The organism is Bradyrhizobium sp. IAR9, from assembly GCF_013408065.1.
GTDB lineage: Bacteria > Pseudomonadota > Alphaproteobacteria > Rhizobiales > Xanthobacteraceae > Bradyrhizobium.
In genome coordinates this window covers 902,531-916,390 of record NZ_JACBZW010000001.1, presented here as the reverse complement: position 1 = coordinate 916,390, position 13,860 = coordinate 902,531, and the positions used below count along the sequence as shown (strand labels likewise).

Annotated in this window: 13 protein-coding genes and 2 pseudogenes; 7 read left to right on the top strand and 8 right to left on the bottom strand. The window is 59.4% G+C overall.

Annotation, left to right across the window (positions count from 1 at the left end; translation table 11 throughout):
- The 3 genes from GGD67_RS04405 to GGD67_RS04395 form a co-directional block, all read right to left on the bottom strand.
- On the bottom strand, positions 1-803 hold an 803-nt coding region (locus GGD67_RS04405), incomplete at its 3' end, for a DUF4082 domain-containing protein (protein WP_179731077.1).
- 305 nt (positions 804-1,108) lie between these two features.
- A complete protein-coding gene (locus tag GGD67_RS04400) occupies positions 1,109-1,351 on the bottom strand; it encodes an acyl carrier protein (RefSeq protein WP_038946211.1) in 243 nt (80 codons plus the stop codon).
- Entirely contained in the window at positions 1,338-3,197 is a 1,860-nt protein-coding gene (locus tag GGD67_RS04395) for an HAD-IIIC family phosphatase (protein WP_312009888.1), read from the bottom strand. Before GGD67_RS04395 ends, GGD67_RS04400 begins: the two co-directional genes overlap by 14 nt.
- A 150-nt stretch (positions 3,198-3,347) precedes the next feature.
- Here GGD67_RS04395 and GGD67_RS04390 point away from each other — a divergent pair, with 150 nt between their 5' ends.
- Together GGD67_RS04390 and GGD67_RS40045 are read left to right on the top strand one after the other, a co-directional pair.
- Positions 3,348-3,971, top strand: a complete 624-nt coding sequence (locus GGD67_RS04390) for a GNAT family N-acetyltransferase (protein WP_246783304.1) — start codon at positions 3,348-3,350, stop codon at positions 3,969-3,971.
- A gap of 119 nt (positions 3,972-4,090) precedes the next feature.
- Positions 4,091-4,426: pseudogene (locus tag GGD67_RS40045) on the top strand (VOC family protein); the annotation flags it as partial.
- 15 nt (positions 4,427-4,441) lie between these two features.
- Here the strand turns inward: GGD67_RS40045 and GGD67_RS04380 are convergent.
- Positions 4,442-5,617 carry a hypothetical protein gene (locus tag GGD67_RS04380; protein ID WP_246784219.1) on the bottom strand — a complete coding sequence of 392 codons (1,176 nt, stop codon included), beginning with the start codon at positions 5,615-5,617 and terminating at the stop codon, positions 4,442-4,444.
- A gap of 330 nt (positions 5,618-5,947) precedes the next feature.
- Here GGD67_RS04380 and GGD67_RS04375 point away from each other — a divergent pair, with 330 nt between their 5' ends.
- Complete coding sequence (locus GGD67_RS04375; RefSeq protein ID WP_026202269.1) at positions 5,948-6,169, top strand: hypothetical protein; 222 nt, start codon at positions 5,948-5,950, stop codon at positions 6,167-6,169.
- A 49-nt stretch (positions 6,170-6,218) separates the two neighbouring features.
- On the opposite strand, the gene GGD67_RS04370 is transcribed toward GGD67_RS04375, so the two are convergent.
- On the bottom strand, positions 6,219-6,563 hold the full coding sequence (locus tag GGD67_RS04370) for an H-NS family nucleoid-associated regulatory protein (protein ID WP_179731073.1): 345 nt from the start codon (positions 6,561-6,563) through the stop codon (positions 6,219-6,221).
- Positions 6,564-7,511: 948 nt separating this feature from the next.
- On the opposite strand from GGD67_RS04370, the gene GGD67_RS04365 reads away from it, so the two are divergent.
- Positions 7,512-8,201: a response regulator transcription factor gene (locus GGD67_RS04365; RefSeq protein WP_049814957.1), complete on the top strand. Its 690-nt coding sequence runs from the start codon at positions 7,512-7,514 to the stop codon at positions 8,199-8,201.
- A gap of 44 nt (positions 8,202-8,245) precedes the next feature.
- On the opposite strand, the gene GGD67_RS04360 is transcribed toward GGD67_RS04365, so the two are convergent.
- Positions 8,246-8,464 carry a hypothetical protein gene (locus GGD67_RS04360; protein WP_312013653.1) on the bottom strand — a complete coding sequence of 73 codons (219 nt, stop codon included), beginning with the start codon at positions 8,462-8,464 and terminating at the stop codon, positions 8,246-8,248.
- A 287-nt stretch (positions 8,465-8,751) separates the two neighbouring features.
- On the opposite strand from GGD67_RS04360, the pseudogene GGD67_RS39150 reads away from it, so the two are divergent.
- Positions 8,752-9,093, top strand: a pseudogene (locus GGD67_RS39150) (hypothetical protein); the annotation flags it as partial.
- The gene (locus GGD67_RS04355) at positions 9,011-9,271 is read left to right on the top strand and encodes a hypothetical protein (RefSeq protein WP_157644354.1); all 261 of its coding nucleotides are present in this window, start codon (positions 9,011-9,013) and stop codon (positions 9,269-9,271) included. The pseudogene GGD67_RS39150 and the gene GGD67_RS04355, both read left to right, overlap by 83 nt.
- 439 nt (positions 9,272-9,710) lie before the next feature.
- Here the strand turns inward: GGD67_RS04355 and GGD67_RS04350 are convergent, their stop codons facing one another.
- Entirely contained in the window at positions 9,711-10,499 is a 789-nt protein-coding gene (locus GGD67_RS04350; protein ID WP_179731069.1) for a Crp/Fnr family transcriptional regulator, read from the bottom strand.
- Between the two features lie 336 nt (positions 10,500-10,835).
- Positions 10,836-11,147 carry a nuclear transport factor 2 family protein gene (locus tag GGD67_RS04345; protein ID WP_177237550.1) on the bottom strand — a complete coding sequence of 104 codons (312 nt, stop codon included), beginning with the start codon at positions 11,145-11,147 and terminating at the stop codon, positions 10,836-10,838.
- 192 nt (positions 11,148-11,339) lie between these two features.
- Between GGD67_RS04345 and GGD67_RS04340 the strand changes: the two genes are divergently transcribed.
- The coding region (locus GGD67_RS04340; protein ID WP_246790731.1) for a LuxR C-terminal-related transcriptional regulator at positions 11,340-13,860 on the top strand (2,521 nt) is incomplete at its 3' end.

Here is a 13,860-nt window from a genome sequence, read left to right as displayed (position 1 = left end):
GTCGCCGTGCCGCTGATCGTGACGACGCCGGCGTCGTTGACATTGGCCACTTTCGTGGCGGTCGCGGCGCTCACCGGGGTCTCGCTGCTGCCCAGGGAGTCCGTGTAGACGGCGTTGACACGTATGAAGCTGCCGACCAGGGACTGCCCGAGAGTCAGTGCGCTCGCCGTCGCGCCCGTGATGTTGGTCCACGAGTTGCCGTTCGTGCTTCGCTGCCATTGATAGGTGATGTTGCCCGGCACGCCATCGGCATCGCTCACCGTCGCGGTCAAGGTCTGGTTCTGCGTCGGCGTCCCGCTGACGCTCACCGTGCCGGGGTGGTTGTTGGGGTTGGTCACGCTCGCAGCGAACACGACGTCGCGGAAGTAGTTTGCATTCTGATAGACGTTGGTCGGAAAGACGCCCTCGGTATAGTCGAAGACGCCGGCGCCGACCGGCGCGTTCAGGCCGCCATTGCTGATGCCGGACGCGAAGCCCTGCGTGGTGGAGACGTAGTAGCTGTTGATATTGACCGAGACCACGTAGGTCGTGCCGGCCGCGATGGTGAGCGGCGTGGCGAGGGTCGCCTGCTGCCAGCCCGACGCGCCTTCGTTGGTGAACGTGACAGTCGCCAGCTCCTGGCCCGTTGCCGACCAGATGTGGCCGACATGGCTGCCGGTCTCGTTCGAGGCCTTGTAGTACCGGATCGCCTGGATCGTGCCGGGCGTGCTGGCGGTGAAGCGCATCCCCAGCTCATAATCCGCGCGTGTCCCGTCGGTGGCGTTGGTGATGGACGGCGTCTGGGTGGTGAACAAACTGGCCATTTTGTTCTCCCGCGTAAGTCGATTCCTGCACTTGGTGATTTAACGGAAGGCAAAGTTAAATAAATTATATATTTATTTGTCTCATCTTTTATTCCGCCTGTGAAGCAACCAGCGTGTGCACGGATCTCAATTTCTCTTGAAGGGTGTGTTCGCTGCTGGCCTCAGCGCATGAACAACTGCCTGGTGGGGCTTCGCGCTGGAGGTTTCGGGAAGCGGCACCGCCTACGCCGGCAGTTCGGGGCGCAAGACACCAAAAGCGGGTGGCGCGCCGCGTATTCCCGCGTTCTACCTTCGCCGTCCAGCTCTTATGGCTCCATCCGTTTCGCGATCAGATCGGCGAACTCACCCAGGGTCCGCGCCGCCTCGACCTCGCCCACGCGGAATCGTACGCGAAACTTCTGCTCGACGGCGATGACGAGCGAGATCTGCATGAGCGAGTCCCACTCCTCGACGTCCGCCGCCGAGAGCTCGGGCTTGGCTGCGACCTTATCGAGGAAGATGCCGTCGAATACCTCCTGCAACTTCGCCAGTACTTCAGCCTGCTTCATAAGCCCTCCGGGTTACGCGTATCTTTGTCGACCGAATCTGATACTTCCCCACCTCGAGCTCGAACTCTTTTCGGGCGGCGGAGTCTTCCGTACGCACGAATCCAAACGCCTCGTAGATTCCGGCGACCATCCCGTTCTTGGCTGTCGGAAGATAGATGCCGCGCACTTTTGCGCAGCCGGCGACCTCTGCAATCCGAAAAATCTCAATCATGATCTCGTCCTCAACTTGGCGCTTGAGCACGCGGCAGCTCATGAGCCAGGTGTCGATCACGAAGACGCCGTCCTCGACCTTTGCAATGACCACGGAGATGAGCCCGGAATCACCGAACCGGTCCTCGAGCCGCATCGTGAAGCACCGGTAGTCCGGTCTGCTCAGGAGCCCCTGGATCTCGGTTTCGGAGCGACGGACCGTCGTCAGGTTGAATTGGTTGCTGCGCGCGATCAGCTGGGCAATGCGGGGCAGGTCGAGCGCGTCGAACTCCTTGATCGTAGCCCGCATCTCGAGCGAGGCGAGGTAGGCTGGCATGTCGGTCACGCTCGCCGCCAGCTCCGTACGTCGCCGTTCCTGCCTGTACTGCGCCGTCCGCCCGAGATCCTCCTCCGTGACGGTCCGCGGCTCGAAATGGCGTCCGGCCTGGAGGCGGCCGATGAACTCGGCGGGGTCCGGCCCGAGGAGCACGCCTTCGACCAGGGGCTGAAACTGGCGCACGATCTCGATTTCCGCCGGGTTGTCGTCGGCGAAGACGAAGCTGTCCAGGCCGAGGTGCAGTTCATCCGCGATCCGCTGCAAATTGTCGGACTTCGGGTCCCAATTGGCTTTGAAGGCCGCGAAATGCTCCAGGCGGAGAACCATCTCGGGATGCTTCTCGAAGACCTCGACCGCGCGCGCATGGTCGTTCTTGCTGCAGACCGCGAGCAGCACGCCGCGCTCGGAAAGCGCAAGAAGGTATTTCTGGAAGGCCTTGAAGGCTTCGCCGCGGGGCGAGGAGTCGCCGAGCTCGATTCCCTCGATGCCGTCCTCCGCGATCACACCGCCCCAGAGCGTGTGATCGAGATCGAGCACCAGCACCTTCTTGGGGCCTTGCTTACGGGAGGCGATCAGATGGCTGAGCTCTTGCGCGACATCCACCAGAAAATCAGGTGAGCCGAGCTGCTTCGATTCATACCACGCTCGCGCATCCTCCGCGGCCGTGATCCCTCGGCGTGCCGAGAGGAACTCGACGTCGCAGATTTGCACCTCGGCTGGCGCCCGGAGCCCGAGCTCAAGGTTCACCGCTTTGCGGAAACTCCAATCGGCGCCAAGCGTGCGTGAACGGAACGAGCCGAGCCCGAGCTCGGCAGGCAGCGCAAGATTGGCGAGAATTACCGCCGCCCCCGAACGTGCGATGAAGGTCCGCGCCAGGCTGAGGAGGTGCTCCGCGGCGCCAACTGCAGCTTCGCGCTGGCTTTCCATGGCATCGAGCAGCGAGCCGGAAAACCGGCAGCGGCTTCCGTTCGGCAGAATGAAGGCGATATCCGGCTTGAAGGCGTACAGCGGGCTCGAGTCGTCGAGGACCTCCGAGACGAAATTATCGTACTCGCCGAGAAAGCGTTCGCACGCGACGCCGCGAACGGACAGGAGATGTTCGACCAGTTCGTGCAACGGATAAAGGTTGTAGCCGCCGATCAAGGCAAGGCGGAGTCTTGGCTGGACACTCTCGGCCGCGTGCAGCTTGGCCTTTTTTCGAAGCGTCGACAGAAAAAACAGTTCGGAAAAGCTCATCGCGTGCCGCGAGCGGACGGCGAGATGTCCCCAGAACGCGGCATCGCCGGACAGCGCCAGGGACTTGAGTTCGGCGTCATTCACAGGCCGGTCCGGCAAGACGGGTGCAACAGCGAGAATAGCGAGTCTCCCCAGCGAAGGCGGCATCATTTGATTGTCCGCTAAATTAAATCATGATAGAGGTTGGGTCAATTAAATATATTTAAATTTGTTAAATTGGGATGGCGTAGATAAATGACGGCGCATGCGGAACTGGGACCATCGAGCTCGGACACGCTTTTCACCAAGGCTGAGAATCTCAAGCGGCTTCCCGAAGGGAACAACTTGGTCCTCCGGGAGGTCAGGCTGGACGATTCGGCGCAAATCATCGCCTGGCGGAATGACCCCGTGCTCGGCAAGTTCATGGGGCGAGAAAAGCTGACTTTAGCCCGGCAGGAAGAGTTTTTCCGAAGCTACCAGAGCAGGGCGGACGACTATTATTTCATTGCCGAGTTCAAGCGTTCGCGAAAACCGGCCGGCAGCATCGCGATTGCGAACCTGGATTTCGCAACGAAGCGCGGCGAGGTGGCGCGGTTGATCGTCGATCCGGGCGCGCGGCTCTTTCTGGCCGAGATCTTCGATCTGCTGCTCGCGTTTGCGTTCGTGCAGCTGGGGCTTTCGGCCGTCGTCGCCAACGTGCAAAGCCGGAACGGGCCGGCGAAGAACTTCCATGTTCGCCTTGGATTCCAGATCGACGAGATCGCGCCGAACGCTTGGTGGAACGGCGACGACGTGATTACATTTCGGATGTCGCGTGAGGATTATCCGCGGTTAAAGCAAGCCTGGTCGGCGCTGCTCCTCGATGCCAGGGAAAGTTAGCTTCCGCGCGGCTGGCCGGAGAGCGGCAGCGGTGCATCGCGCTTCCGGAGGCGACGGATTTCACGCCCGAACTGGGTGTTGTCCGTCCCCGAGGGCACCTCGCGGACAGCGCGTGGACCATGGACACTTGCGTCTTGGCGCGCCGGCAGGGGAAAGAGGACTGGCAGATGGAGTTGCATTTTCATCATTTAGGAATGGCGTGCCGGAATATCGCAACGGAGTTGCCGGAGCTCGCGACGACTGGCTACCGTCCTGAAGGACCAATCTTCGAGGATCCGATCCAGCAGGTTCGGATTCAGTTCGTGTCGGGCGGCGGTCCGCGCCTGGAACTCATCGAGCCGGCCAGCCCACAATCGCCCGTGATGGGCGTTCTGAAGCGCGGCAGCAAATTCTATCATCTTGCTTACGAAGTGGCCCGCTTCGACGACGCGATCGCTCACTTCAGGGAGCGGCAGTATCTTCCCGTATCGTCACCCGCGCCCGCCGTCGCGTTCGACATGCGTCGCATCGTGTTTCTCGCCTCCGCGACGCTCACGCTCATCGAGCTCATCGAGGCGGGGATCGGGCGTGAATTGGCGAAAGCTCGATCGGGGCTGAGCGACGATTTGCGCGACTCCGTCAGATGAAACTGGTCTACTGCGCCGCACCCACTCAGCAGCGCGGAGGCCGCCTGCCTGCAGTCTCACGATCGGTTCAGGGCCAATCTCCGACAGGAGGATGCCCATGTGCCCCGATGCCGGAGGCGCTGTTGGCCAAACGCCCAATCCATTTGCTGACAATACGGTCCGATCCATATCGCCCCAAAACTGCACGACAATGGCACCAGCGGGCACGCAAGCAGCGAGGTGCGTCGCTTCCGGCGAACCGATGCGGGGCTCAGCCGCTGGTCGCAGCGCGACGATGACTGCATCCCACTCGTCGCGATACATGGCCTGGGCGTCGTCGAAGGTGTCCACGCTCGCTCCAGAGTTCGCCAGACCAGCGCGGAGCGAGCCAACAAAATCATTGTCGCACAGCACAGCAATGCGATTCTTGTAAACGGATAAACCGCAATCGTGGAGTTGCTTCACGCACAGCGGACCGAGAAACGAGAAGACATCGACTGACGGGTGGCGTTCGTTCACGCCGACGATGGGAATTCCGCGCCGCAAGCATGCTTCCATGTCGAGGTCCTCGGGGCGAAATTCCCAGGTCTCAAACATCAAGGCGATGACGGCGTCCCTCGGTAATTTATCAATGAGCGCAGCGGTGAGGGGCCGAAGATGGCCGCTGTTCGTTACAATATCGGTTTGCTGGAGGATATCCGGGGTGATCTGCTCCAAGACGTCGATGCGATCGGCCACGCCGACCGAATCTGCAAGCTCTAGCGTCTGTTGCCTGGCATCGGCTGCTGTGCCGTGCCGTGTAGCTTTCGTGAAGGCATAGACGTGCCTGGCTCCGGCCATGGCCGCAAGGACGGCTGTCACGGCGTAGGCCCCGGTCGCGGCCTCAGTGAGAACTGTTAGTTCAGAGAGGTCCAGGAGTGTTCCCGCAAGGGCTCGGCTCATCAGGCCACCGAGACGCGGCAATGAGAATCCTGGTCGCAAGGCCGTATCGAAGCCGGATCGCAATTGCCTGAACGCTGCTCCGGCCTCGGTTGCTGTCATGAACTGCCTTTCGCTTTGCCACCTTGGGAACAACGCGCGTAAATATATGGTCGAGTTTGGCTGAGCCCTTGCGCGCCGAACGGACTTTACGAGTGAAGTTGATTGCAAGTTAAATAATATATTTATTATAATAATAAATCTATTTATTAATGTCAATAATGTGCAGCGGTGCCCTCAAGGACGCGACCGCAGCGCCTCAATCAGCACCTTAGCCATGGTACAACGTGGTAGAGAACTCGGTAATTTGAAATTGTTGAATTAACAAATTTAATTTGCCGTAGATCCAATTTCGGTCTATTTTTGCTGACCGACGATTGCAGGATAACGCTGATGACCCACCTCGACCCCGCCAGTGAAGATCGTCGCGAGTTCTTGAAGAGCTGTGGAAAATTTGCAGCCGTCACACCTCCGACTATGACGCTGTTGCTGTCCACCTCGCTGACCTCCACCGCCATCGCCAGTTCCGGCGGTCGAATTGTGCAGGGCAACAATGGCTACGGCAACAACGGTGGCGATGGCAGTCCCAATGGGAAACCGGATGGCAACCGCTAAAGGCAAAGGAAGCCTCACCGTCCCGAGCGCACGTCCGAGAATCGGAGGCTCAGCCGGTCCGGCGGCGCCTTTGGGCCGACGAGCGGTCGATTAGGAGATCATTTAGCTTCTTACCGGCTCGAAGCTGCGCTTTCAGCCAGCGGGGCTGTTTGCCGCGACCGGACCAGGTCTCGGCCGGGTCCTTCGGGTTCTGGTATTTCGGCAACACCGGGGGGTAGGGGCGGCGCGGACGTTCCCCGTTCGGGGACGAAACGGCGGTCCCCTCAATTTTGCGCAGCCGCTCTTCAAGCTTGGCCTTTTCCGCGGTCATCCTCCGACTGAGAACGGTCGTGACCTCATCGTAAAGCCGCCACAGCTCGGCCGTGGTCGAGTTGGCCCAGTCACTCTTCTCCATGGAAGCCGTCCCCAGCTACTTCCGAACCGAATCAAGAGCGGGCATTATCAGGACATAGCAGGGTTGGGCAAGCGCGATCCGGGCGCGTGGCGGCGCTCGTGTGCAGCGCAGTACCTAGTGCTAGCGGTTGAGACTGTATCTCCGACCGGGCGGTCGCTTCCTAAACGCCCTCCGTCCGTGGGCTCGTCGTTTGGGCGCGAGCAATCGCTCCTCTGCTTTCAATACGCGACTACGTAAGTTCTGCAATTCGGTGAATTGAACGACGAGGGCCTTATGTGTTTGACGCAAAACTGCCGAAGAATACATGTGAACACCTACTCATTGCTAACGACGCCCGTGCTAATCATTGAATTTGCTGAATTATCGAAATTTGGCTTCAAACGCAGTACTGGACTTCCAGCGGTACTACATGTGCCACGATCAACCGCGGCCTTGTTCTGTTACCAGCCATTGCTTTGATGAATAGTAATACTTTTCTCGCCTCCCTTCCCGGAGCGAGGGCGTTCACGAACGGCCTCGCTTCAATGAAACTTCGTCGAATGTTAGATTTGAATCGTGAATGTCCCTATATATCGTTCGTAATATTCGGCTCTAACTAAGTTAGTTGGATGTTGACCATAATAGCGACTCGCCCCCTTAGTACGCCGATGGACATTCCTGGCGATTATTTTCAGATTGAAACCATCAGAAATTGTAGTCGGAATGTCATTATCCTCGTAGAATTCGCGGTTTCGAATTTTGGATCGAGCACCGCATTCTTACGGTGCTGCACGCATTCTCTGGGCGAGTTACGATAGTGTGGCCATCGAGCGTTGCCGTCAGGTGCTGTCTCCGATCTAAGACCTGCGACATTATTGACGGAGCTGGCTGGCTATAACCCGCGCGTCTCAAAAGGAGAGTGGGACTAAACGGCCGCAAGGGGGGTTGTTAGCAACAGGCAAGGGAAGCATGCGCCGCATCAGAATTGTTATCGCTGATCGACACCCGATCGTCTTGCAAGGAATTAGGAGCGTTCTTGCGGCGCAGCGTGATTTTGCGGTCGTTGCTTCCTGCGGCGATGGCGCAAGCTGTATCGAGGCAATTCGATTTCTTGCACCGGACGTGGCGCTTGTCGATGCTGCACTGCCCGACTTCAGCCGACAGCAGATCCTCGCTCGTCCAAACGCCGTCGGCGCACGCGCTCCGGTAATCTTCTTCACCGGTATCACGGGCGACAGTGAGTTAAAAAGGCTGACCTTGGACGGCGCCTGCATCGTCCTCTCGAAGGATTCGGACGTGGAGATGCTGGTCGCAACCCTGCGGAAAGCTGCCCAGGGCCAAGCTGCGGCCTCGCCGAGCACTGGGCACATCAGCGAGGACGACCTCGCCGGTGTGAAGCCCCTGACGCAACTAACGGACCGGGAGCGGCAGATCATGCGGCTCGTATCGGAGGGGCTATCGAACAAGGAGATTGGGCGTCGGTTGAATCTTGCCGACGGTACGATCAAGGTCCACCTTCATCATATCTTCCAGAAGCTGGAAATCAGCAATCGTACGGTTCTCGCAGCATTGGCGATCTCGCGAAGGGAGCTGCATGCAGCGCCAGATGAGCCGGATTCCCCTAATCTGTTGCGTCAGGATCCCGCCAGCGCGAATTGACGGGTACGTCTGGCGCGCGTTCGGGAGTTTGCGCGAGGGGCGGCCTATCGCGGTGCCAGATGCTCAATCATGTTGAGGCAGGCCCCTTCGGCCTCGGACAACGTTCGAAAGGGCGAGCCGCCAATCTTGATTGCGGCTTGGTTGATGTGGAGCGGACGCCAACTCGCCAGGTAGCCGAAGCGTCCGTGAAAGCCCGGACCTCCCGGGCTTTCGAAACTGATCACGAACGAGAAGCCGTGGCTGCTCGCGCTCCAGATCTCCATGTCCCGGACGCACCGATAGAATTGCAGTGGCATCGCAGTGATCCATTGTAACCGGGCCCCCGCCCGGTGGTTAATTAATTTAACTAAATTAAATGTCGGGAAGCAACTCAAATCGGTGCGTCGGGCAAGTGTGCTCGGAAAATCGGGGGAAGCGCGGCAAATTGCCGAGTTTCGGTCCCGAGCATGCGCACGTTCAGCAACCTCTCGCTAGGTAAAGAAAATTCTTGGTTGAAAATCTATTTAATATATAATAATAATCTAAATACCGTTTTAAATCGAGGAGGCGCATCGTGACCCGGGACGGCAACGAGGATGACGACCGGCGGGAGTTTTTGAAGACCTGCGGAAGATTTGCAGCCGTGACGCCCCCTGCCATGACGCTGCTTCTGTCCACCTCCCTGACCTCAAAAGCCATTGCCCGTTCGGGCGGCCTGCACGGGCCGAGGCAAAGCGACAGCGGCCAGTCGTTCTTCGACAATGATCGGTCGTCCGCGGCCGCCCCGGGGGGCTCCAGCGGCGGATCATCAGGGGGTGGGGGAGCACCTGGTGGTAGCTCTGCTGGATCTTCTCGTGCCGGAGGGGCATCCGGCGGCGGATCCGGCGGTAGCGGCGGGGCCGGTGCTGGCGGAGGCAATGCAAAAGGGCCCTTCGCAACCGGCGGCGGCTCTGGAATTCCAAGTGCAGATGGTGGGGTCGATTGCGCAGAAGAAGACGAGGAAAAGCGCAAGGCCGATTGCCCCGCAGCTAGTACTCAAATTTCCAGCGCAACCCAATCCAGCCGGTAAGACCTTCTCATCCCATGAATGAGCTCGACGGGCTGCCGTGCGGCCAAGCCGGGCCGGGGCCTTGTGCTCCGACAGGTCAAACGCGAGGCCGAAAGCATATCTGGCCAGCCGAGCGGCCTCCCGGGAGACTCGGTCAGGAGGCGTGTCATGAATACCCGCATTCGAGCGCAGAATCCTGCGGCCCTTCTTCGAGAGCGTCTCGAAGCGCTTGTCGCCCAGCTCGCAGAACTCGAGAAGCTCAGAGACCGGGTAGGTCGAGAAGAGAATCGTCAGCGCAAGCTGCGCAAGGCGGACAGTCCCCCATGTCGAGCTCGGACCGCGGGCAGTCGTTCCAGCTTCGCACAGGCGAAGCTCATGCCCGTGCTGCTTGGTTTCAATAAATCGCGGTGTTGTAGCGAGCGTCCCAAAGCAAATGGATGACCGAAGCGGTGCGTGCGGATGGCTCGGGAAAGCAAACCGGCCTACGAGCCTGTCCCGGCTATTCGGCTACCGGGTGAGCGGGGGTGCCGCGCTGGAGCCCCAGGGATGAGCCCGACCGCGCCGTGCGAGACTATCCGATCGATTCTGCGGCTCATGACCTTGTAGCACTCGCATGCCATGGCTTCGAGCCGCGGCCGATCAATCTCGAGCTGGCCGCGCCGACTGGATTTCAGCGCTCTTGACGCGCGCATTGTGCACACGACATGCGTGACGGTGGTGCGGCGAACGCCGAGCAACTCCGACAATGTTTCTTGCGTCAGCGGGAGCAGGTCACCTTCATTCGCACGATCGTGGATGTGGAGAAGCCAGCGCGCTAAGCGCGCTTCGACGGAATGCAGCGCATTGCAGGCCGCCACGTGCTGGAGTTGCGTCAACAACGACATCGTGAAGACCTGCACCATGGATGCGATTGCGGGGCTGCGATGCTGGGCTGCCAGGAATTGCGCAGGCGAGATCTGCAGCGCGGCCCCGGATAGGCGGACGACCGCGGTCGCGGGCGCGGCGGATGCGCCAAATGCTGACGTCAAACCCACAGCGCCCTCATGCCCGATTATCGCCGTGGCAACTGTCTGCCCGTTCGGCAGCTCCGTGATCGCGGCGATCGCGCCGCTAAGGGGGAAGAGAAGATGTTCGATCCGATCGCCCGATCGGATGAGCACGGAATTGCGTTCGATCACGACTTTCCGCAGATGAGGCGCTAGCAAAGCAAAATCCGCTGGCGGCAACGCTGCTAACAAACGATTACCAATTCTAGTCGCATGGTCCATCATGGGATTGGCTCCCGACGGATACTCGGCACTAGAACTCATGCCGATGTGTTGAGCCGCTCTGCGGAGTGCAGCTCAACAGCAAGCCAACCGACCACCACAGATATGGTTCCCATGATCGATGGCGCGCGCGGGCGGCCCGACAATCGCATGCCGCGACTTAGGAATATGGCCCACCGATATCCGCGTTGAAGACGCTGAAGGCGTATCGTCCTTCGACATGCCATCGCTAAGGAGTGGCACGCAACGGGCTCGCAACGACGCGTTCGTACGGGAACGCCGGCTTTGCACTGCAAGGCCAACACGTGACCCAACGCGGGCTTGGATCGCGCCGCGGGTCTAGTGGCAGGGACTGCAGTCCAGCTCCTTGATCCTCCCGGTAACGTCAAACGAGAAGAGCGCACTCATGACACCACTCTTGGTGACGTACGAGATAATGGTCCCGTCGTGCGAGGGATTGAGATCGTTCAATGTACCCGCCGGATATTCTCGGAGGCGATCAATCCAATAGGCACGAAGTGCCTCGTGGCCGGTAACGGTCTTGACGCCCCCGCAGCCGCAGCGAACCACGGCACCTTCGGCATACATTTCTAAGATCGCCTCGATGTCGCCCGCGCGGTAAGCGTCAAGCCAGTCAATCGCAATGGCCATTGGGTCAAATGATATATTTCTCACCTAAATACCATAAAAGCTTGCGATTTTGGGTCATTTTTAAGCCGTTGGGGCCCTCTTTCCCTACTCTATTACCCTCTTTCCCTATTCTATTAATTGTATTTTAATAATCCCGCTTGGCCCCGGCCATATGCCGAAGTACATAGATGGCCGGGCCGAGGCAGAGTTCCAATGTTAGACGTGTCTGTGAAGCAGAGACGGATCCGGCTTCTGATCGTAGATCGACAACCGATCGTTCTACAGGGACTGAAGTCGGTATTCGGGGCACAGCAGGACTTCGACGTTGTCGCATCATGCAGCGATGGGACAAGGTGCCTCGAAGCAATTCGGAATTTGAGACCCGACGTCACGCTTGTTGCTGACAACCTGCCAGATCTGACGGTACCCGAGATCCTCGCGATTGCGAAAGCTGAGGATCTCTCCACGCGCTTGGTGTTGTTTACCGAATCCGAAGCAGATCACGATCTGGCCGCAGCTATTGCTGCTGGCGCCTCCAGCGCAATCTCGAAGCATGCTTCCTCGGCCACTATGCTGCGATTACTGCGGCTGATGACAGAGCGCAGCGTGTCGCCCGAGCAATCCGATCTCTTTCCAGCCGGCGAGGGAACTGACGGCGGCGGCAAAATTGAAACGATGCTGGAGCTGTTGACGCACCGGGAACGTCAAATTGTACAGCTAGTCTCAGAAGGAATGTCGAATAAGGAGATCGCGCGCCAGCTAAACGTTTCCCCAGGGACAGTCAAAGTACACCTGTACAACATATTTCAGAAGCTTGAAATTTCCAACAGAACTGTGCTCGCTACCCTCGCGTTGTTGCAGCGCCCGTCCGGTTTCGGCCTGCCTGCGCTGGCGTTTCTGGCGTTCGCAATTGCGGACGAACTCAAGGCGTCGGAAGCGAACGATGTGGATCCGGATGACGATAGCGCCGGTCGCGCTGGAGAGCATGCCGAATATGAGCCCTGGAAAAGAGCTATTCTCCGACACCTCGTGCTCTGGGACTCCGGCGAGACGCCCACCGAGAGGGACCTCTTCGCCAAGGCGAGCCTGGTCACGAACCCGACGGCGGCAATGGAAGGGCTGCGCCCGGCTGAGCAATCCGTAGGCTCCAAACCATGGAAGGATTACGGCCCAGTTGGATCGAGCACGCCCAATCTTCCTACGCCATTACTGCGGGGAGCCAGCGACACACAGATCGTTGGTGACCCGACTGCGGAACATCAATTCCCGCGGCTTGCGTCAACGCCGACGTTGACTCACGGAGGGTATGGCACCTTCGCCACTCTGACCGGTGCGTTGATCTACGCACTGAACGACCCCCATCTTGCCGTGCAATCGCATGACCCGGGCAAGGCGCCGATCGACAGCTTCGTGGTGGTCACCGGCGAGAATGCGAACACAAAACTGGCCGCAATAACCGATGCTGATACCAATGATGTAGACGGCTCGCCTCCGGCTTTCCCTTTGCACGATTTGCGCCTGCCTGCCGCGCTTGTGACCACCGGCGACGAACGCGTCGCTGGAGAAGGCACTTCGAGCCAAATGAGCCATGGCGCTGCGGATGACAACCTGCAGGAACCTCTTGGCTCACTGGGCTCTGGTCGCGATGCCGGTATTGGCGGAGATGGCCGCGATCAACTGATGGGCGGCAACGTTGGCGAAAACGTTGTTTTTCGCTCCCCGATCGATTCCCATTCGACCTCTTCCCACTCCGGCTTCGATTTCGCATCTGGATCGAGCAGGATCAATCTTGCCGCTTTCGGAGCGCTTGCCTGGCTCCATATGACAGCAGCAAGCAAGTCTATACCGCCGCATACCCTCGCTTGGATCTACAATCCCGCAACCAACGAAACGATCGTCTACGTTAATCCGACCGATCGGACTCTTGATGTCGGGGACCGGGGCCTGCTGGAAATCCATCTGCAGGGGATCGTCTCCATTGCAGAGGCGGATTTCGCCGGCCAGCCGGAAGGCACGTTTGTCGCGATCACCTTGGAGCAGCTCGAAGAAGCGCTGACATCGGCGACCGCAACCGAAGCTGTTCTGGATGCGGACAGTACCCACATAATTATCGGGACGAGCGAGAGCACACTCGGAGCCGCTGCAGTCTGGAACACTCTTGCCGATGACGGCCTGAGGTTCGAATTCGGGCAGGCTCGGACCGGCTTAGGGGGAGCGACCAGGTTCAGAACCTTCACTAGCGATTCGGTGAATACAACGGATGAGAACGATGATGGGTCCGCCCCGTCGGCTCATGTATCACCGATCGTGCTTGCTCATAGCGCGACGGTGACGGCAGTTGAAAATCTCACATCGAAGAATGAGCCGATCAACGGGGGCTCTAGCACCGAAGCGGGCGGTAGTTCACAGCACGCTTCGGAGCCAGGGTCTGCAAAGGCGGCAGCGGAGTTGTCTGAAGCTGGCATCATACGGGGAAATGGCGTCGGCAATGACAACGAACATCATCCCCCCGCTTCGGACGCTTCGCGAGGGTCAGCGAAGACGGCAGAAGCCGATGGTGTGGAGCACGGCAATTCGGGGCAGTCAGCCTCTGCAAAGCCACCGGAAGCAGCCGACCCTGGTGAGCCAGGCCTTGGTAGCCCGGGCCGCGGTAACTCCCAGCACGCTTCGAAGCCACCGGAGTTGACTGAAGCTGGCTTCATACGGGGAAATGGCGTCGGCAATGACAACGAGC